This window comes from Serratia sp. CY33525 (genome assembly GCF_052169115.1).
In the GTDB taxonomy this organism is placed as follows: domain Bacteria; phylum Pseudomonadota; class Gammaproteobacteria; order Enterobacterales; family Enterobacteriaceae; genus Serratia; species Serratia sarumanii.
This window is the reverse complement of the sequence record NZ_JBJNLK010000001.1, coordinates 284,646-304,164: the sequence shown is the minus strand read 5'-3', so window position 1 is coordinate 304,164 and position 19,519 is coordinate 284,646. Positions and strand designations below refer to the sequence as shown.

Below are 19,519 nucleotides of genomic sequence, written 5' to 3'. Positions count from 1 at the left end.
GGGGGAAGTAGTGAACCTGCAACAACAACTGGCGCAATTTCCGCGTCTGGATCTGGTTGGCACCGCCACACCGCTGGAAAAACTGTCCCGTCTCTCCGATTACCTCGGCCGTGAAATTTACCTCAAACGTGACGATGTCACCCCTATGGCGATGGGCGGCAACAAGCTGAGAAAGCTGGAGTTTTTGGCCGCAGATGCGCTGCGTCAAGGCGCTGATACGCTGGTCACCGCCGGCGCCATTCAATCCAACCACGTGCGCCAGACGGCGGCGGTGGCGGCGAAACTGGGCCTGCACTGCGTCGCGCTGCTGGAAAATCCCATCGATACCCGTGCGGAAAACTACCTGACCAACGGCAACCGCCTGTTGCTCGGCCTGTTCAACGCCGAGGTGGTGATGTGCGAAGCGCTGCACGATCCGCAGCAGCAGTTGGCGGAACTGGCGACGCGCCTCGAGGCACAGGGCTTCCGGCCTTACGTGGTGCCGGTGGGCGGCTCCAATGCCCTGGGCGCGTTGGGATACGTGCAGTGCGCATTGGAAATCGCCGAACAGAGCCAACGCAGCAACGTGGCGTTCAGTTCGGTGGTGGTGGCGTCCGGCAGCGCCGGCACCCATGCCGGGCTGGCGGTGGGGCTGCAACAGCTGCTGCCCGAAACCGAGTTGATCGGCGTGACGGTCTCGCGCACCGTGATCGATCAGCTGCCGAAGGTGGAGCAGATCCAGAAAGCCCTGGCCTGTTCGCTGAATATCGACGAACTGGCGCCGATCGCGCTGTGGGACGATTACTTCGCGCCGCAGTACGGCATGCCGAACGAAGAGGGCATGGCGGCGGTGCAGCTGCTGGCGCAGCAAGAAGGCGTGTTGCTGGATCCGGTATACACCGGCAAAGCGATGGCCGGTTTGATCGACGGCATCGCCCAGCGGCGTTTCCGCGACGAAGGGCCTATCCTGTTCGTTCACACCGGCGGTGCGCCGGCGCTGTTCGCCTACCATCCGCAGGTGTAAATACCGCTTGTTATTCCATTTTGAACTATATTTATAAGGTTATATTCCTTTATGCGGGCGGTCGCACTGTTAAAGTGCTGATATCAAAAAAGATAAATAACACACAGGGGTGTTTATGATGTTTGCGAAAGTTCGTCGTCAATGGCTGTTGGGCGTGGTGGGCGTCGCGTTGGCCGCCGGTTTGGCAACTCAAGCCTACGCCGCCGACAATCTGCTGCAGCAGGTGAAACAGCGCGGCACGCTGATCGTCGGTCTGGAAGGCACCTATCCGCCGTTCAGCTTCCAGGGTGAAGACGGCAAATTGACCGGTTTCGAAGTGGATTTCGCCAACGCGCTGGCGGAACATTTGGGCGTGAAGGCCAAGCTGAACCCGACCAAGTGGGACGGCATGCTGGCTTCGCTGGAATCAAAACGCATCGATGTGGTGATCAACCAGGTGACCATCTCTGATGAGCGCAAGAAGAAATATGATTTCTCCACCCCTTACACCGTTTCCGGTATTCAGGCGCTGGTGAAAAAAGGCAACGAAGGCACCATCACCAAGCCGGAAGACCTGAAGGGCAAGAAGGTCGGCGTTGGCCTGGGCACCAACTATGAGCAATGGCTGCGCGCGAACGTGCAGGGTGTGGACGTGCGTACCTACGACGACGACCCGACCAAGTATCAGGATTTGCGCGTCGGGCGCATCAACGCCATTCTGGTGGATCGCCTGGCGGCGCTGGATCTGGTGAAGAAAACCGGTGATACGCTGGCGGTAGCCGGCCCGGCGTTCTCCCGCCAGGAGTCCGGCGTGGCGCTGCGCAAGAACAACCCGGAGCTGTTGGCCGCGATTGACCAAGCGATCGCCGAGATGCAAAAAGATGGCACGCTGGCGAAGATCTCCGAGAAATGGTTTGGCGCGGACGTAACTAAATAATGCACGAAAGTATTCAACTGGCGCTGGATTCAGCGCCATTTTTATTGAAGGGCGCAATACTGACGCTTCAGCTTAGCCTGGGCGGTATGGCGTTCGGCCTGTTGCTTGGTTTTCTGCTGGCGCTGATGCGCCTTTCGCCGCTTTGGCCGCTGGCGTGGCTGTCGCGCATTTACGTGTCGCTGTTCCGCGGCACGCCGTTGATCGCCCAGCTGTTTATGATCTATTACGGTCTGCCGCAGTTCGGCATCGAGTTCGATCCTTTCCCGGCGGCGCTGATTGGCCTGTCGCTCAATACCGCCGCCTACACCTCGGAAACGCTGCGCGCGGCGATTTCGTCGATCGACAAAGGGCAGTGGGAAGCCGCCGCCAGCATCGGCATGACCCGTTGGCAAACCCTGCGCCGGGTGATCCTGCCGCAGGCGGCGCGCACCGCCCTGCCGCCGCTGGGCAACAGCTTCATCGGCCTGGTGAAAGACACCTCGCTGGCCGCCACCATTCAGGTGCCGGAGCTGTTCCGCCAGGCGCAGCTGATCACCTCGCGCACGCTGGAAGTGTTCACCATGTACCTGGCGGCATCGCTGATTTACTGGGTGATGGCGACCCTGCTTTCCGCACTGCAAAACCGTCTGGAAGCCCACGTTAATCGCCAGGATCAGGAGTAGCGCATGAGTGCCATTGAAGTTAAGCAATTGACCAAGCAGTTCAAGGGTCAGACGGTGCTGCATGGGATCGATCTGGCGGTGGACGCCGGTGAAGTGGTGGCGATCATCGGCCCGAGCGGTTCGGGGAAAACCACCTTGTTGCGCTGCATCAACCTGCTGGAGGAGCCGGATTCCGGCACCATTCGCGTCGGCGACATCCTGATCGACGGCAGCAAGCCGTTGAGCAAACAGAAAAATCAGGTGCGCGCGCTGCGTCAGCAGGTCGGTTTCGTGTTCCAGAGCTTCAACCTGTTCCCGCATCGTTCGGTGCTGGAAAACATCATCGAAGGGCCGGTGGTCGTCAAGGGCGAGGCGAAAGCCAGCGCGGAACAGCGCGCCCGCGCGTTGCTGGCCAAGGTGGGGCTGAGCGGCAAGGAGCAGGCTTATCCGCGGCGGCTGTCCGGCGGGCAACAGCAGCGAGTGGCTATTGCGCGCGCGCTGGCGATGCAGCCGGAGGTGATTTTGTTCGATGAGCCGACGTCGGCGCTCGATCCCGAGCTGGTAGGGGAAGTGCTCAATACCATGCGCTCACTGGCGGAAGAGAAACGCACCATGGTGATCGTCACCCATGAGATGAGTTTCGCCCGCGACGTGGCCGACCGGGTTATCTTTATGGATCACGGCCGCATCGTCGAACAGGGCCCGGCCAAAGCGCTGTTCGCCAACCCGCAGCACCAGCGCACTCAGCAATTCCTCGACAAGTTCCGGAATCAATAAGGCGGCGGGGGAGCTTCCCCCGCCCGCATTTACTCCGCTTTCAACAATTCGTTTCGCGCTGCGGCTGCCGTATCCCGGATGTTGCCGAACCCGAGAGTCAATGCGAATCGTAGCGGTCTGCTGCGGCTTTCAAGCAAACTAATCCGTTCTAAGCTCACCCTATTGTTATCGCCCATGAGGCGACACATCCTCATGCAAGGATAACAAGACGCTAACGGCTGACCGGGCTGCGGGCAATAAAAAACCCTGCACGAGTGCAGGGTTTGCGTAGCGGTGAGCCAATCAGGCGGCAATGTATGGCCGCCTTGACGATGCGTTAACCGATGGTCATCAGGCTGGCGTTACCGCCGGCGGCGGCGGTGTTGACGCTCAGCGAACGCTCGACCAGCAGGCGCTCCAACAGGATGTTGGTTTCACCGTGGGCGAAGCCTTGCACCGAGACGATGGCGCCGCCGCGCTGCGCGATCTGCTCGCACAGGGTGCGCAGCTGGTCGGCATCGCCGTGGTAGATGGCGGCGTCGAACTCGACCTTGTCCTGCTGCCAGTCTTTGCTGAAGGCGATGCGCGCCTGCACATCGTTCGGCAGGCGGCGGAACAGATTGCGCTGCAGTTCCGCTTCCGGCCACAGCACGCTGCTGCCGACCGCCAGCACGGCGGCCAACTGGATCAGCGCGTCGGCTTCGTTATCCGCCAGGCACAGCACGCGTTCACGCGGCAGCAGGGCATAGGTATTGCGCTCGCCGGTCGGGCCCGGCAGCGGACGTACGGTGCCGCCCTGGCCCAGTTCCGCATAGCGCTGCGCCAGTGCCGCCAGTTCGCCTTGTTGGCTGGTGACCGCCCATTTCTCCAGCGATTGCAGCGCGCCCAGCAGCTGCGGCCGCGCGGTGGCTTCCATCGGGCGCTCTTCGTCCTGACGGTGCAGCGTACGTTGCAGCGCGTCGTCCGGGCGGTTGGCCAGCAGACGGTACAGGTACAGCGGGCCGCCGGCTTTCGGGCCGGTGCCCGACAGGCCTTCGCCGCCGAACGGCTGCACCCCGACCACCGCGCCAACCATGTTACGGTTGACGTACAGGTTGCCGACCTTGGCGCGTTCGGTCACCCGGGCGATGGTTTCATCGATACGGGTGTGAATGCCCAGCGTCAGGCCATAACCGGCGGCGTTGATCTGATCGACCAGCGCGTCCAGATTGTTGCGCTGGAAGCGCACCACGTGCAGCACCGGGCCGAAGATCTCTTTTTGCAGCTCGTCGAAGCTGTCGAGTTCGATCAGCGTCGGCTTGATGAAGGTGCCACGCGCCCACTCTTTCTCATCCTGCGCGCTGCCTTTGGCGGCCTGGTATACCTTGCGGCCTTTGGCGCGCATCGCCTGGATGTGGCGTTCGATGCCGGTTTTGGCGTCGGCGTCGATCACTGGGCCCACGTCGGTGGACAGGCGCTCCGGATTGCCCATGCGGCATTCGGCCATCGCGCCGCGCAGCATTTGCAGCGTGTGCTCGGCCACGTCTTCCTGAATGCACAGGATACGCAGCGCGGAGCAGCGCTGGCCGGCGCTGTCGAAGGCGGAGGCCACCACGTCGGTCACCACCTGTTCGGTCAGGGCGGAAGAGTCGACGATCATGGCGTTCAGGCCACCGGTTTCGGCGATCAGCGGCGTCGGGCGGCCCTGCGGATCCAGACGACCGGCGATGCTGCGCTGCAGAATACCGGCGACGTCGGTGGAGCCGGTAAACATCACGCCGCGTACGCGGGCGTCGTTGACCAGCGTTGAGCCGACGGTTTCACCCTGACCCGGCAGCAGCTGCAGCACGCCTTGCGGAATGCCGGCTTCCAGCAGGATACGCACCGCCTGCGCGGCCACCAGCGGCGTTTGCTCGGCCGGTTTGGCCAGCACGCTGTTGCCGGCCGCCAGCGCGGCGGCGATTTGGCCGGTGAAGATCGCCAGCGGGAAGTTCCACGGGCTGATGCAGACCACCGGGCCCAGCGGGCGGTGGCTGTCGTTGGCGAAATCGTCGCGCACCTGGCCGGCGTAGTAGTGCAGGAAGTCGACCGCTTCGCGCACTTCGGCGATGGCGTTGTTGAAGGTTTTACCGGCTTCGCGCACCAGAATGCCCAGCAGGCTTTGCAGCTGGCTTTCCATCAGCTCGGCGGCGCGTTCGAGGATCGCGGCGCGCTCCGTCGGCGGCGTAGCGAACCAGATTGGGCCGGCGGCCGCGGCGGCGTCGAGCGCACGGCTGACTTCGCTTTCGGTGGCTTCACGCACGTAGCCGACCACATCGCCCGGCTCGGCCGGGTTGATCACCGGCTGTTCCACGCCCTGATCCAATTCGGCGTCGATGATAGGCTCCGCGCGCCACGGATGGCTGGCGCTGGTGAGCAGGGCGCTGGAGAGCGAAGCCAGACGCTGTTCGTTGGACAGATCCAGGCCGCTGGAGTTGGTGCGCTTCTCGCCGTACAGCTCGCGCGGCAGCGGAATGCGCGGGTGCGGCAGGCCAATCTGGCCTTCGCTGGCCGCCAGCGCTTCCACGGCGCTGACCGGATCGGCCACCAGCTCGTCGAGCGGCAGGGTGGCGTCGGCGATGCGGTTGACGAACGAGGTGTTGGCGCCGTTTTCCAGCAGGCGGCGCACCAGGTAAGCCAGCAGCGTTTCATGGGTGCCGACCGGCGCATAGATGCGGCAAGGGCGGTTCAGTTTGCCGTCGGCCACTTTACCCACCACCTGTTCGTACAGCGGTTCACCCATGCCGTGCAGGCACTGGAACTCATACTGGCCAGGGTAGTAGTTGTTGCCGGCCAGGTGATAGATGGCGCTCAGGGTATGGGCGTTGTGGGTGGCGAACTGCGGATAGATCAGGTTCGGCACCGACAGCAGCTTGCGGGCGCAGGCCAGGTAGGAAACGTCGGTATAGACCTTGCGGGTGTAGACCGGGTAGCCTTCCAGGCCGTCCATCTGGGCGCGTTTGATTTCGCTGTCCCAGTAGGCGCCCTTCACCAGACGGATCATCAGGCGACGGCGGCTGCGTTGCGCCATGTCGATCACCGCGTCGATGGCGAACGGACAGCGTTTTTGGTAGGCCTGAATCACGAAGCCGATGCCGTTCCAGCCGGCCAGCTGCGGTTCGAAGCACAGCTTCTCCAGCAGATCGAGCGAGATCTCCAGGCGGTCGGCCTCTTCGGCGTCGATGTTGATGCCGATATCGTACTGGCGTGCCTGCAGGGTCAGCGACAGCAGGCGCGGGTAGAGCTCTTCCATGACGCGTTCGTACTGCGCGCGGCTGTAGCGCGGGTGCAGGGCGGACAGCTTGATGGAGATGCCGGGGCCTTCATAGATGCCGCGGCCGTTGGAGGCTTTGCCGATGGCGTGGATCGCCTGCTGGTAGGAAACCAGGTAGGCCTGGGCGTCGGCCTCGGTCAGGGCGGCTTCGCCCAGCATGTCGTAGGAGTAGCGGAAGCCTTTATCTTCGAGCTTGCGCGCGTTGGCCAGCGCTTCGGCGATGGTTTCGCCGGTCACGAACTGTTCGCCCATCAGGCGCATCGCCATGTCCACGCCTTTGCGGATCAGCGGTTCGCCGCTCTTGCCGATAATGCGGTTCAGCGAACGGGACAGATTGGCTTCGTTATGCGTGGACACCAGTTTGCCGGTGAACAGCAGGCCCCAGGTGGCGGCGTTGACGAACAGCGACGGGCTGCGCCCGAGGTGCGAGTGCCAGTTGCCGTTGCTGATCTTGTCGCGGATCAGGGCATCGCGGGTCGGTTTGTCCGGAATGCGCAGCAGCGCTTCCGCCAGGCACATCAGCGCCACGCCTTCCTGCGAGGAGAGGGAGAACTCTTGCAGCAGGCCTTGCACCATGCCGGCGCGGCCGTTTGCACTTTTTTGGTTACGCAACTTCTCGGCGATGCCATAGGCCATTTTGTGAGTGGCCTGTGCAAGATCGGCGGGTAATCGCGCCTGTTCGAGCAACATCGGCACCGCTTCGGTCTCCGGGCGACGATAGGCGGCGGTGATGGCGGCGCGGGTGACCGACTGCGGCAGAATTTGTTCGGCGAAATCGAGGAATGGCTGGTGTGACTCTTCCTGCGCTTGCGGCATAATGTCGTCCGCTTCAGGCTGGCCCGCAGCGGCCAGCGCTGGAATTTCAGGAATATCGGTACCGCTCTCGAGACGCTCGAGGTAATTAAAGATGGCCTGCTTGATGAGCCAGTGCGGCGTGCGATCGATGCGCTGCGCGGCGCTCTTGATCCGGTCGCGTGTTGCCTCGTCGAGTTTCACGCCCATTGTGGTAGTGCCCATGCCAATCCAACTCCTGTGTTTAGAACCTATCCCATCAGGCTAGACAAACGGCAGGCCGAAAAGCCTGTTGGGATAGGTTCGTGAGATGTGTGGGGTTAAGAATGCAGACAATATCCTGCATGTTGCAACTTTGTGCAACCTTGTTAAATCAGGCTGATGAGCGAAGTGTGAGTTTCATCGATTTTTTAACATCGGCAGTTGGCATGAATGTTGCGTTATTGAACGAACGCGGCGGGGTTTATGCGGCCGCAGGCGTTTTACCTTGCGGTATATAAGGGTAATGACTGGGTGCAACTCATTTTACTTGTCGTGAGTGCAACCTTTGAGCCCGGTAAATGTGACGCAGGGTAAACTTTGTGTAACTTTGTTGTTAAATATCTTGTTGGTTGATGAAAGGCTCATCTAGGATAACCGACGGTCAACAATTACGGGCAGAAACTATTTTACCTGCACTCGCTCGCAGGCTGCGCCACGTTCCGGCGCGGCGGCCAGTGAAATGCATTGCGCGTGGGTTTACCGGCGCCGGCGTGGCCGGAGCGAAACGCGAATAATAATGAAAGTGGAGAATTAAATGACAATGAGCACACCTATGCTGGTGACCTTCCTGGTGTACATTTTCGGGATGGTGCTGATCGGCCTGCTTGCCTACCGGGCAACCAACAACTTTGATGACTATATTCTCGGCGGCCGCAGTTTGGGCAGCGTGGTGACCGCGCTGTCCGCCGGCGCTTCCGACATGAGCGGCTGGCTGCTGATGGGCCTGCCGGGCGCCATCTTCCTCTCCGGCATCTCCGAAAGCTGGATCGCCATCGGCCTGACCATCGGCGCTTACCTGAACTGGAAGCTGGTGGCAGGAAGGCTGCGCGTGCATACCGAAGCCAACAACAACGCCCTGACGCTGCCGGACTATTTCACCAGCCGCTTTGAAGACAACAGCAAGCTGCTGCGGGTGATCTCGGCCATCGTCATCCTGGTGTTCTTCACCATTTACTGCGCCTCCGGCATCGTGGCCGGCGCGCGCCTGTTCGAAAGCACCTTCGGCATGAGCTACGAAACCGCCCTGTGGGCCGGCGCCGCAGCGACCATCCTGTATACCTTTATCGGCGGTTTCCTGGCGGTGAGCTGGACTGACACCGTGCAGGCCAGCCTGATGATTTTCGCGCTGATCCTGACGCCGGTGATCGTGATCTTCGCCGTCGGCGGCATCGATACCTCGATGCTGGTGATCCAGGCGCAGAACCCGGCCAACCTTGACATGCTGAAGGGGCTGAACTTCGTCGCCATCCTGTCGCTGCTGGGTTGGGGCCTGGGCTACTTCGGCCAGCCGCACATCCTGGCCCGTTTCATGGCGGCGGATTCTCACCGCACCATCCGCAGCGCGCGCCGCATCAGCATGACCTGGATGATCCTGTGCCTCGCCGGCACCATCGCCGTCGGTTTCTTCGGCATCGCTTACTTCGCCAATAACCCGGATCAAGCCGGCAACGTGTCGCAGAACGGCGAACGCGTGTTCATCGAGCTGGCGATGCTGCTGTTCAACCCATGGGTGGCGGGCGTGCTGCTGTCGGCGATCCTGGCTGCGGTCATGAGTACGCTGAGCTGCCAGCTGCTGGTGTGCTCCAGCGCGATCACCGAAGACCTGTATAAGGCGTTCCTGCGCAAAGGCGCCAGCCAGCGTGAGCTGGTGTGGGTCGGCCGCGTGATGGTGCTGGTGGTGGCGCTGATCGCCATCGCGCTGGCGGCCAACCCGGAGAACCGCGTGCTGGGCCTGGTGAGCTACGCCTGGGCAGGTTTCGGCGCCGCCTTCGGCCCGGTCGTGCTGATCTCGGTGCTGTGGTCGCGCATGACCCGCAACGGCGCGCTGGCCGGCATGCTGGTCGGCGCGGTGACGGTTATCGTCTGGAAACAGTACGAATGGCTGGGCCTGTATGAAATCATCCCGGGCTTTATTCTGGGCTGCCTCGCTATCGTGGTAGTGAGCCTGATGGGCCGCCGGCCATCCGCCACCATGACCGAGCGTTTCGATCAGGCGGAAGCCGAGTATAAAACGGTGTAACGCCGTTCGATGTCAGTCAGCAAGGGGCGCGTAACGCGCCCTTTTTTTCGCCTGCCGATCGCCGTCATCCAACACCTGGTGACATTTGATTAGAAAAAATCACGCTGGCGCCTCTTGTATTTCTTCTTGGCAGAATGATAATCACTCTCGTTGCATTTTACGTTTCTTTACAGAGTTGCGCAGCGCATGTCGAGCCAGCTTTCTCTGCCGCCGCGGTCTTTTCAGGGGTGATTATTTATGTTCGTTCCCTTTCTTATCATGTTCCGTGAAGGGCTGGAGGCCGCGCTGATCGTCAGCCTGATCGCCAGCTACCTGAAACGCACGCAGCGCAGCCAATGGCTGGGCGCGGTGTGGGTCGGCGTGATTGTCGCCGCGGCGCTGTGTCTGGCGCTCGGCATCTTCATCAATGAAACCACCGGCGAGTTCCCGCAGAAGCAGCAGGAGCTGTTCGAAGGCATCGTCGCGGTGGTGGCGGTGGTGATCCTCACCTATATGGTGTTCTGGATGCGCAAAGTGTCCAAGTCGGTCAAGGTGCATCTGGAAGGGGCGATCGATCAGGCGCTCAGCGCCGGCAAAGGGCAGGGTTGGGCGCTGGTGGCGATGGTGTTCTTCGCCGTGGCGCGCGAAGGGCTGGAGTCGGTGTTCTTCCTGCTGGCGGCGTTCCAGCAAGACGTGGGTGCCGCGGCGCCGATCGGCGCGGTGCTCGGCCTGGCGGCCGCCATCGTGCTGGGCATGATGATTTACTGGGGCGGGGTGAAGCTGCACCTGGCCAAATTCTTCAAATGGACCAGCCTGTTCATTCTGTTCGTCGCCGCCGGGCTGGCCGCGGGGGCGATCCGCGCCTTCCATGAGGCCGGTCTGTGGAACCACTTCCAGGACATCGCCTTCGATTTCAGCAGCACCCTGTCGACCCATTCGCTGTTCGGCACCCTGCTGGAAGGCATTCTCGGTTATCAGGAAGCGCCGACGGTCAGCGAAGTGGCGGTCTACTTCCTGTATCTGATCCCGGCGCTGATTTTCTTTTTCCTGCCGCAGCGCGCGGAGCCGGCAGCGGCCCCGGCGCAACGTAAAATCAATCATTAATGTTTAATAGGGAATCTCGTATGTCTACTCCGTTATTTCGCCGCAAGGCGTTGCACGCAGCATTACTGGCTATCCCGGCGTTTGCGCTGAGCATCGATGCGCTGGCGGCGGACGTGCCGCAGGTCAAAGTCACGGTCAACGACAAGCAGTGCGAACCGATGCAGCTGACGGTGCCGGCCGGCAAGACGCAGTTTGTGGTGCATAACACCAGCCAGAAAAACGTCGAATGGGAAATCCTGAAAGGGGTGATGGTGGTGGAAGAGCGCGAGAACATCGCGCCGGGCTTCACCCAGAAAATGACCGCCACGCTGGAAGCGGGCGAATATGATATGACCTGCGGGCTGCTGAGCAATCCAAAAGGCAAACTGACCGTCACTGCGGCGGCCAACGGCGCCACCGACGGCAAGCCGAGCGCGCTGGATCTGGTTGGCCCGATCGCCGAATACAAAGTCTACGTCACCAAAGAAGTCGATGGGCTGGTGAAACAGACCAAGCTGTTCACCGACGCGGTGAAGGCCGGCAACGTGGAGCAAGCGCGCAAGCTGTATGCGCCGACCCGTCAGCACTATGAGCGCATCGAGCCGATCGCCGAGCTGTTCTCCGATCTGGACGGCAGCATCGACGCCCGTGAAGACGACTACGAGAAGAAATCGGCGGACCCTAACTTCACCGGTTTCCACCGTCTGGAGAAGGCGCTGTTTGCCGACAACTCGACCAAAGACATGGATAAATACGCCGATCGGCTGTATCAGGACACCGTTGAGCTGCAAAAACGCGTGGGTGAACTGACCTTCCCGCCGAGCAAGGTGGTGGGCGGCGCAGCCGGGCTGATCGAAGAAGTGGCGGCCAGCAAGATCAGCGGTGAAGAAGACCGCTATAGCCGCACCGACCTGTGGGATTTCCAGGCCAACGTCGACGGCGCGCAGAAGATCGTCAACCTGCTGCGTCCGCTGCTGGTCAAGGCCAACAAGCCGCTGCTGGACAAGATTGACGCCAACTTCAAAACCGTGGACACCATTTTGGCGAAGTACAAAACCAAAGAGGGCTATGAGTCCTACGAGAAGCTGAGCGAAGCCGATCGCAACGCGTTGAAAGGGCCGATCACCACGCTGGCGGAAGACCTTTCTCAACTGCGCGGCGTGTTGGGCCTGGACTGAGGCATAGGATTATGAGCAACAAGGCAGGCCTGAACAACGGGCCGCATCCGCAATCGCAGGGGGCGGCCTCGCCTTCGCGGCGCCGTTTGCTGCAAGGGCTGGGGCTGGGCGCACTGGCGCTGGGCGGCAGCCGCCTGGCGCAGGCGGCGGGCAACGCGGCGGAGCCGTTGGCGACGCCGCAGGATGAGCGTTGGCAGAAACAGCCGTTTTATGGTCGCCATCAGGCTGGGGTGCTGACGCCGCAACAGGCGGCGATGATGCTGGTAGCGTTCGACGTGCTGGCGACCAGCAAAGCGGATCTGGAGCGTCTGTTCCGGCTGCTGACCGATCGCATCGCGTTCCTGACCCACGGCGGCAAGGCGCCGGAAGTGGATGCCAAGCTGCCGCCGCTCGATTCGGGCATCATGGGGCCGGAGATTTACCCGGACAACCTGACCATCACCGTTTCGGTCGGCGCATCGCTGTTTGACGAACGCTTTGGCCTGCAGGCGCAAAAACCGCTGCGGTTGCAGAAGATGACGCGCTTCCCCAACGATGCGCTGGACGCCGCGCTGTGCCACGGCGACCTGCTGCTGCAGATTTGCGCCAACACCAATGAAACCGCTCTCCACGCGCTGCGCGATATCATCAAGCATTCGCCGGATCTGCTCAGCGTGCGCTGGAAGCGGGAAGGGTTCATCTCGGCGCATGCGGCGCGCAGCAAAGGCAAAGAAACGCCGATTAACCTGCTGGGCTTCAAAGACGGCACCGCCAACCCGAAAACCGACGACAAACCGCTGATGGATAAGGTGGTGTGGGTTGGCGACGGCGCCGGCGAGCCGGCGTGGACGGCGGGCGGCAGCTACCAGGCGGCGCGCATTATTCGCTTCCGCGTGGAGTTTTGGGATCGCACGCCGCTGCAGGAGCAGGAAACCATCTTTGGCCGCGAAAAGCACAGCGGCGCGCCGCTCGGTATGAAGCATGAACATGACGAGCCGAACTACGCGAACGATCCCGACGGCAAGGTGATACCGATGGACGCGCACATTCGGTTGGCGAACCCCCGCACGCCGGAAAGCCAAAGCAACCTGATGCTGCGGCGCGGCTACAGCTATTCCCTTGGCGTCTCGAATGCCGGGCAGCTGGAAATGGGGCTGCTGTTCGTCTGCTACCAGGCCGATCTGGAAAAAGGATTCCTGACGGTGCAAAAAAGGCTCAACGGCGAAGCGCTGGAGGAATACATCAAGCCGATCGGCGGCGGGTATTTCTTCGTATTGCCGGGCGTGAAAGAGGGCGGCGACTATCTGGCCAGCGGCTTGCTCAAGGCCTGAGTGCGCAATGACGAGGCGCGATCTTCCGCCTCGTTTTACTTTGTATTGCCTATTGCGCGGGACATTGCGCGACGAAGTTCAATTCGATGCTTTGGCTGCGGATTAAAAAAATTTGCACGGCTCACCGGCTTTGGATTGCGCAAAATTTAATCGAGAAACCAAAGTGTCATTTGTGGTTTTTAATTTCAATTCATTGATATTGTTGAGGTAAAAATTTTTCTGGAATGACGTGTAGAGCGTGATATAGTGTTTTAGCGCTGACTGAAAACAAAAGATATTAAATTTTTTTACATTTTAGTAACGCGACGAGATTGAATGTCATTATACTGTAATCATCTGGCGGTAGTTTTCACACGGTGCACAGCTTGAAGCTGTAAATATCACTGCGGGGATCGCTAATGGTAAAGTCCTTGGTTGGGCTGGAAAGAAAAAATAACACATCTCCCCTGATTTCTCGTTGTAACGAGGGTTATCTCTCCGACTCTCTTTTACCGGCAACTCCGCACTCTTATCGCTACCGAATCTCATCACTTTTTACTCCACGTTTATTGATGCAGTCCGCGTTGTCCCGTGAAGACACGGCGCTTAAGCGTTGCCGTCAATTCACCTTGTCCCTTGGCTCTTATTGGCTCGGAGGAGGCCAAAACCTAATACGTGTGTGAAACATAATCGCGCGGCCAGGCCGTTGCGGTAGGTGAAACAAACTGTAAGGTGCCACTATGGGTAGACAGAAAGCAGTGATCAAAGCACGTCGTGAAGCGAAACGCGTTATTCGTCGTGACGCTCGTAGTCATCGCCAGCTGGAAGAAGAGTCTGTGACCTCGCTGGTGCAAATGGGGGGAGTCGAGTCTATCGGCATGGCGCGAGACAAGCGCGATAGCTCACCCATCGAGGCTAGAACCGAAGCTCAGGGTCATTACTTATCAGCCATAGAGAATAAGCAGCTGATCTTCGCCACCGGCGAAGCCGGCTGTGGCAAAACATTCATCAGCGCCGCCAAGGCGGCGGAGGCGCTGATTCATAAAGAGGTGGATCGGATTATCGTTACCCGTCCTGTTTTGCAGGCGGATGAAGACCTCGGTTTCTTGCCGGGGGATATCTCCGAGAAGTTCGCGCCTTATTTCCGCCCGGTGTATGACATTCTGGTACGTCGTTTAGGATCTTCCTTTATGCAGTACTGCCTGCGCCCGGAAATCGGCAAGGTAGAGATTGCGCCGTTCGCTTATATGCGCGGGCGCACCTTCGAAAATGCGGTCGTTATCCTGGATGAAGCCCAGAACGTGACCGCCAGCCAAATGAAAATGTTCCTGACCCGCCTGGGAGAAAACGTGACGGTTATCGTTAACGGCGACGTGACCCAGTGCGACTTGCCGCGCGGCGTGAAATCCGGTCTCAGCGACGCGCTGGAGCGCTTCGAAGAGGACGATATGATCGGCGTTATCCGCTTTGAAAAACAGGACTGCGTGCGTTCCGCTTTGTGCCAGCGCACGCTCAACGCTTACAGTTAACCTATCCGCTAATGGAAAGGCCGCTTCGGCGGCCTTTTTTATCGCCCCTCATTTATCATTTCGTTTAACCTTTGTGTAAATTATTGTGGTTTTTTGTATAGATTTTCGTTGAGTTAGCGTCAATGATTAGTGAGTGCCAGATTGGCGCGCAATTTGCCTGTGCCGCCAAAAGGACATTATCTGGGGTGTGCGCCGTGCGGCGCATAGCGTGTAGGTTCCTTGATGCGATTCAAACATGAAATACATCGTTCTGATTTTGCTTATTTTATGCGTCGTCTATGTGCATTACCGCGGACGGGTGCGCTACAACGTGTGGCGGCAGCTGTCTGACCATTCCACCTTTACCGCACCATTGAACGTCTTCATGTATCTGTTTTCCCGCGTGCCGACCACGCCGTACCTGAAGCCGGAGCAGTTTCCTGAGCTGGCGGTGTTGAGAGATAACTGGGAAACCATCCGCGACGAAGGACAGAAGCTGATGGAGATCCAGCAGATCAAGGCGTCCGATCAATTCAACGACGCCGGTTTCAACTCGTTTTTCAAGACCGGTTGGAAGCGCTTTTATCTGAAATGGTATGAAGACAGCCATCCTTCGGCCATGACCCTGTGCCCGCAGACCACGGAACTGCTGCGCAGCCTGCCTTCGGTCAAGGCGGCGATGTTCGCCGAACTGCCGGACGGCAGCCGTTTGCCGCGCCACCGCGACCCTTACGCCGGTTCGCTGCGTTATCACCTGGGGCTGATTACCCCCAACGATGACCGCTGCTTCATTGAGGTGGACGGCGAGCGCTACAGCTGGCGCGACGGGGAAGGCGTGATGTTCGATGAAACCTATCTGCACTACGCGGAAAACCAGAGCGGGCAGAACCGTCTGATCCTGTTCTGCGACATCGAACGGCCGATGCGCTACCGCTGGGCGCAGGCGGTGAACCACTGGCTGGGGCGCAATCTGATGAGCGCCGCCACCGCGCCGAATGAAGAGGGCGATCGCACCGGCGGCGTCAACAAGATGTTCAAATACATCTATGCGATACGCCGGGTGGGGAAACGCCTAAAGGCCTGGAATCGCACCGGTTACTACATCATCAAGTGGATTTTGTTCGGGGGGATCGCCGCGGCGATATTCTTCTCGGTATAAACGAAGGCGGGGGCGCACGGTGTGCGCCCCTTTTTGATCAGGCGAAGATAGTCATCATGTAGGCGGCGAACAGCGCCAGGTGGGCGGTGCCGTTCAGCACGTTGGTGCGGCCGGTCGAGAACGACAGCTGGCACAGCAGCAACACCGTCAGCATCACCACGATATGCGGCGTTTGCAGGCCGAAGATCAGCGTCTGCCCGGTCAGGGTGGCGATGATGGTGACCGCCGGCACGGTCAGGGAGATGGTCGCCAGCACCGAGCCGAAGAACAGGTTCATGGCGCGTTGCACCTGATTGTTCAACACGGCGCGCAGCGCGCCCAGCCCTTCAGGCGACAGGATCAGCAGCGCCACCAGGAAACCGGTGAACTGCGCCGGCGCGTTCATTTTGGTCAACAGACCTTCCAGCGGATTGGCGTTGAACTTGGTGACGGCGATAACCGCGATCAGGTGCACGATGAGCCAGGCGGCATGCCAGGCGCTGCTGTGGGAAGAAGGCTTGCCGTGATGCGGGTCGCCGTCGTCGTCTTCATGCTCGTACACGAACAGGCTCTGGTGGGTTTTGGTCTGGATCACCAGGAACACGCCATACATGGCGGCGGAGATCAGCGCTACCAACAGCGCTTGCCCGGTGCTGAAGTTGCCGCCCGGCAGCGCGCTCGGGAATACCAGCACAATCACCGCCAGCGGGAAAATCGCCATCAGGTACTGTTTGATGCCGCCCAGATTGACGTACTGGGTGGCGAATTTGCGCCCGCCGAGCAGCAGCGCGAAGCCGACCAGGCCGGCGGAAACGATCATGATGATGGAGTACAGCGTGTCGCGCATCAGCGCCGGCGCGGCGTCGCCGGTGGCCATCAGCGCCGAGATCAGGCTGACCTCGAGGATCACCACCGACAGGCTGAGGATCAGCGAGCCGTAGGGTTCGCCCAACCGGTGAGCCAGCACGTCGGCGTGGCGCACCACGCTGAAGGCGCTGCTGAGGATCCCCACCAGCGCGAGAATATTGATGCCGACGATCAGCGGAAAGTTAGCGGTGCTGCTCCACAGGTTCAACACCACCAGCGCGGCGATGGGAAAGATCAGCGAGTATTCGGTGTGGCGAGATTTGGTGGATCGGCCAGGATCGTGTTGCGACTTCATGAGGGTGGCACTCCTTCTCAAACAGCGTAGCCCGTCGGCGCCGGTCGCCGTGGCACGGCAACTCTGCGTTTCCAGTAGGTATTTTATATTAGGATACACCCGCGGCGCCGGTGTGATGTTGTTTTTATCTGAGAAAGCAATTGCTTGCTTTATGTGATCAGGGTAGCAAAAAAACCGCACGGGGTGCGGTTTTATTTACTTACTTTTACGCAGTAACGCCAATTTTTAACGTTAGATTTGAGAAAAGTCGTGTTTACTCATTTACCGCTTGGTTAATCAAGGAAAACGAGACCGTCAGTCATCAATATTATCCATGATTTCATGCCGTTTATTGTGGTAACCCTCTTCATTTAGCCCCTCACGCCAGTAAGGTACGGCATAAAGACGATTGCGATCGCATTGGCGTTCACGGCGCAGGTAGCGGCGCAACCCCACCACCAGGCGATCTTCACCGGCGAGCCAGAAGTGCGCTTCGCCCTGCGGCAGGGACTGTGCGCGGAACTGAGCGATAAGTTCGTCGGTTTTCTCCGTGCCGCCGACGATCCAATTGACTTCAACATCAGCGGGTTTTTTCAGGTCAATCATGTCAGCGGTGCTGTCGACGCGGACGAAAGCGCGCCCGGCGCTGTGCGGCGGCAGGTTTTCCAGCAGCGCGGCCAGCGCAGGCAGCGAGGAAGGATCGCCCGCCAGGCAGTAGAAATCGGCCGCCGGCAGCATCGGTTTGGGGCCGCCCGGGTTGCTGATACCGATTTTATCGCCGATTTTCGCCTGGCGCGCAAAGTCGACCGCTGGGCCTCGGTGATCGTGAATCGCAAATTCGATGTCCACTTCCGCCTGTTCCGGGCGCACGGCGCGAATAGAATAGGTGCGCACGATCGGGCGCACGGCGTCCGCGGCCCAGCGCGGGCCGTTTTCGGTCAGCGTCGGCAGATCCGGCTGAGTTTGGTCGGCGAGCGGCAAAAAGACTTTGATGTGCGCAGCGGCGGCGTTGGCCGGGTAGTAGCGCAGATCGGGCGCGGTAAAGGTGATGCGGCGCAGGTGCGGCGTAATGTCCTGCACGGCGCTGACGGCGATCAGGTAGGGGGCGCGTGAGCGAGGGGCTTCGGTAGTCACGGGGATCTCCTTATAGTTCGTTTGGCGGTGAGTATACCATGCCGTTTGATAATGAGAATTGTTTGCTCATTGAGGCGCAATCGCCTGTGAGCTAGGCTTAAGGCTCACGCAATACGCACGGGAGGACGTGATGCCATACCAAGACACGAACGACTTGCCGGACAATGTGAAGCATGTGCTGCCGGCCCATGCGCAGGCGATTTATAAAGAAGCGTTCAACAGCGCCTGGCAACAATATCGGGATCCTGAAGATCGACGCGGTGACGCCGGCCGGGAAGAGACGGCGCACAAGGTGGCCTGGGCAGCGGTCAAACAAAGCTATCGCAAGGGTGACGATGAGCGCTGGCACAAAAAGTAACGCCTTTCATGCCCGGTAAAAATCGCGCAGACGTTATGCTGACCTCGGCAATTAATATTATTGCTGCTCAGTACAAATATTTTTCCACGTTAACGCCGCTTTGCAACTTGATTGCGCGGCGGGAAAAGAATATGGTCATTATTAATCGGAGCGGTTATTGAATTAATAAAATTCCGCACTAAAAAATAAAATTGCAAAGGTTCAGTAGTGGCGAGGGAGGACGAGAAATCGTATTCCCGGGAGGTTGTAACAGTGTTAACGCGAGATTTTCTGCAAAAAGCGGATTGCAAAACCGCCTTTGGCGCTATTGAGGAGTCGCTGTTGCTGACGCCTGAACAGCGCGCAGCCTCGTTGGCGTGCACATTATCGCGCCGGCCGGATCACAGCCCGGTATGGGTATTCGGTTACGGTTCGCTGATGTGGAATCCGGTTTTCGAATCGGAAGAAGTGCGGCCAGCCATACTGCAGGGCTGGCATCGGGCGTTCTGCATGCGTTTGACCGCCGGGCGCGGCACGCTTCATCAGCCGGGGCGCATGCTGGCGCTGAAAGAGGGCGGCCAGACCACCGGATTGGCGTTTCGTCTGCCGGAGAGCAAGCTGCGCGAAGAGCTGGAGCTGCTGTGGAAGCGCGAGATGATCACCGATTGCTACGTGCCGACCTGGTGTGAGCTGCAGCTGGAGGGCGATGAGGCCGTCACGGCGCTGGTGTTCGTGATGAACCCGCAGCATCCGCTGTTTGAAGCAGACACCAGCCACCAGGTGATCGCGCCATTGATCGCCAGCGCCAGCGGCCCGCTGGGCACCAACGCGCAATACCTGTTTGCGCTGGATAACGAGCTGAAGCACCACGGCATGCAGGATGATTGCATCGGCGATCTGGTGCGTTACGTGCAGCAATGGTTGCAGCAGAACCGCCCCGGCGCTTTCGGGGCCACGGCCTGAGGCGTTGGCGGGGCGGCAGACAGTAAAGGGCTCAGCGTGCGGAGCCCTTTTTCATATATCTAATACCTCTATTTAATAACTTTATTCT

At 59.9% G+C, this 19,519-nt stretch carries 15 protein-coding genes; 12 read left to right on the top strand and 3 right to left on the bottom strand.

Annotated elements, in window-relative coordinates; translation table 11 throughout:
- The first annotated feature begins 10 nt into the window (after positions 1 to 10).
- The 4 genes from ACJ8IM_RS01440 (at position 11) to tcyN (ending at position 3,337) form a co-directional block, all read left to right on the top strand.
- Positions 11 to 1,003 carry a D-cysteine desulfhydrase gene (locus ACJ8IM_RS01440; protein WP_025303239.1) on the top strand — a complete coding sequence of 331 codons (993 nt, stop codon included), beginning with the start codon at positions 11 to 13 and terminating at the stop codon, positions 1,001 to 1,003.
- Positions 1,004 to 1,118: 115 nt separating this feature from the next.
- A complete protein-coding gene (gene tcyJ / locus ACJ8IM_RS01435) occupies positions 1,119 to 1,919 on the top strand; it encodes a cystine ABC transporter substrate-binding protein (RefSeq protein WP_033653651.1) in 801 nt (266 codons plus the stop codon).
- The gene (gene tcyL / locus ACJ8IM_RS01430; protein ID WP_033634963.1) at positions 1,919 to 2,581 is read left to right on the top strand and encodes a cystine ABC transporter permease; all 663 of its coding nucleotides are present in this window, start codon (positions 1,919 to 1,921) and stop codon (positions 2,579 to 2,581) included. The genes tcyJ and tcyL overlap by 1 nt, the downstream gene beginning before the upstream one ends.
- Before the next feature lie 3 nt (positions 2,582 to 2,584).
- Positions 2,585 to 3,337: an L-cystine ABC transporter ATP-binding protein TcyN gene (gene tcyN, locus ACJ8IM_RS01425; RefSeq protein ID WP_033647754.1), complete on the top strand. Its 753-nt coding sequence runs from the start codon at positions 2,585 to 2,587 to the stop codon at positions 3,335 to 3,337.
- A gap of 316 nt (positions 3,338 to 3,653) precedes the next feature.
- On the opposite strand, the gene putA is transcribed toward tcyN, so the two are convergent.
- Positions 3,654 to 7,625 carry a trifunctional transcriptional regulator/proline dehydrogenase/L-glutamate gamma-semialdehyde dehydrogenase gene (gene putA, locus ACJ8IM_RS01420; protein WP_033653652.1) on the bottom strand — a complete coding sequence of 1,324 codons (3,972 nt, stop codon included), beginning with the start codon at positions 7,623 to 7,625 and terminating at the stop codon, positions 3,654 to 3,656.
- Positions 7,626 to 8,196: 571 nt separating this feature from the next.
- Between putA and putP the strand changes: the two genes are divergently transcribed.
- The 6 genes from putP (at position 8,197) to lpxO (ending at position 15,877) form a co-directional block, all read left to right on the top strand.
- Entirely contained in the window at positions 8,197 to 9,681 is a 1,485-nt protein-coding gene (gene putP, locus ACJ8IM_RS01415) for a sodium/proline symporter PutP (protein ID WP_033647752.1), read from the top strand.
- Between the two features lie 237 nt (positions 9,682 to 9,918).
- Positions 9,919 to 10,764 (top strand): iron uptake transporter permease EfeU, encoded by an 846-nt coding sequence (gene efeU / locus ACJ8IM_RS01410; RefSeq protein WP_033647751.1) that lies wholly within the window; start codon positions 9,919 to 9,921, stop codon positions 10,762 to 10,764.
- Between the two features lie 20 nt (positions 10,765 to 10,784).
- Positions 10,785 to 11,921, top strand: a complete 1,137-nt coding sequence (gene efeO / locus ACJ8IM_RS01405; RefSeq protein ID WP_033647749.1) for an iron uptake system protein EfeO — start codon at positions 10,785 to 10,787, stop codon at positions 11,919 to 11,921.
- An 11-nt stretch (positions 11,922 to 11,932) separates the two neighbouring features.
- Positions 11,933 to 13,231 (top strand): iron uptake transporter deferrochelatase/peroxidase subunit, encoded by a 1,299-nt coding sequence (efeB, locus tag ACJ8IM_RS01400; protein WP_049234819.1) that lies wholly within the window; start codon positions 11,933 to 11,935, stop codon positions 13,229 to 13,231.
- 719 nt (positions 13,232 to 13,950) lie between these two features.
- A complete protein-coding gene (phoH, locus tag ACJ8IM_RS01395) occupies positions 13,951 to 14,739 on the top strand; it encodes a phosphate starvation-inducible protein PhoH (protein ID WP_033653655.1) in 789 nt (262 codons plus the stop codon).
- A 235-nt stretch (positions 14,740 to 14,974) separates the two neighbouring features.
- Positions 14,975 to 15,877: a lipid A hydroxylase LpxO gene (gene lpxO / locus ACJ8IM_RS01390; RefSeq protein ID WP_033634956.1), complete on the top strand. Its 903-nt coding sequence runs from the start codon at positions 14,975 to 14,977 to the stop codon at positions 15,875 to 15,877.
- Positions 15,878 to 15,914: 37 nt separating this feature from the next.
- Here lpxO and chaA read toward each other — a convergent pair whose 3' ends face one another.
- Positions 15,915 to 17,018: a sodium-potassium/proton antiporter ChaA gene (chaA, locus tag ACJ8IM_RS01385; RefSeq protein ID WP_033647747.1), complete on the bottom strand. Its 1,104-nt coding sequence runs from the start codon at positions 17,016 to 17,018 to the stop codon at positions 15,915 to 15,917.
- 294 nt (positions 17,019 to 17,312) lie between these two features.
- On the bottom strand, positions 17,313 to 18,131 hold the full coding sequence (locus ACJ8IM_RS01380; RefSeq protein ID WP_033634954.1) for a siderophore-interacting protein: 819 nt from the start codon (positions 18,129 to 18,131) through the stop codon (positions 17,313 to 17,315).
- 130 nt (positions 18,132 to 18,261) lie between these two features.
- Between ACJ8IM_RS01380 and chaB the strand changes: the two genes are divergently transcribed.
- Both chaB and ACJ8IM_RS01370 read left to right on the top strand, forming a co-directional pair.
- On the top strand, positions 18,262 to 18,489 hold the full coding sequence (chaB, locus tag ACJ8IM_RS01375; RefSeq protein ID WP_033647745.1) for a putative cation transport regulator ChaB: 228 nt from the start codon (positions 18,262 to 18,264) through the stop codon (positions 18,487 to 18,489).
- 252 nt (positions 18,490 to 18,741) lie between these two features.
- Positions 18,742 to 19,431 (top strand): gamma-glutamylcyclotransferase, encoded by a 690-nt coding sequence (locus ACJ8IM_RS01370; RefSeq protein WP_060421485.1) that lies wholly within the window; start codon positions 18,742 to 18,744, stop codon positions 19,429 to 19,431.
- Positions 19,432 to 19,519 lie beyond the last annotated feature (88 nt).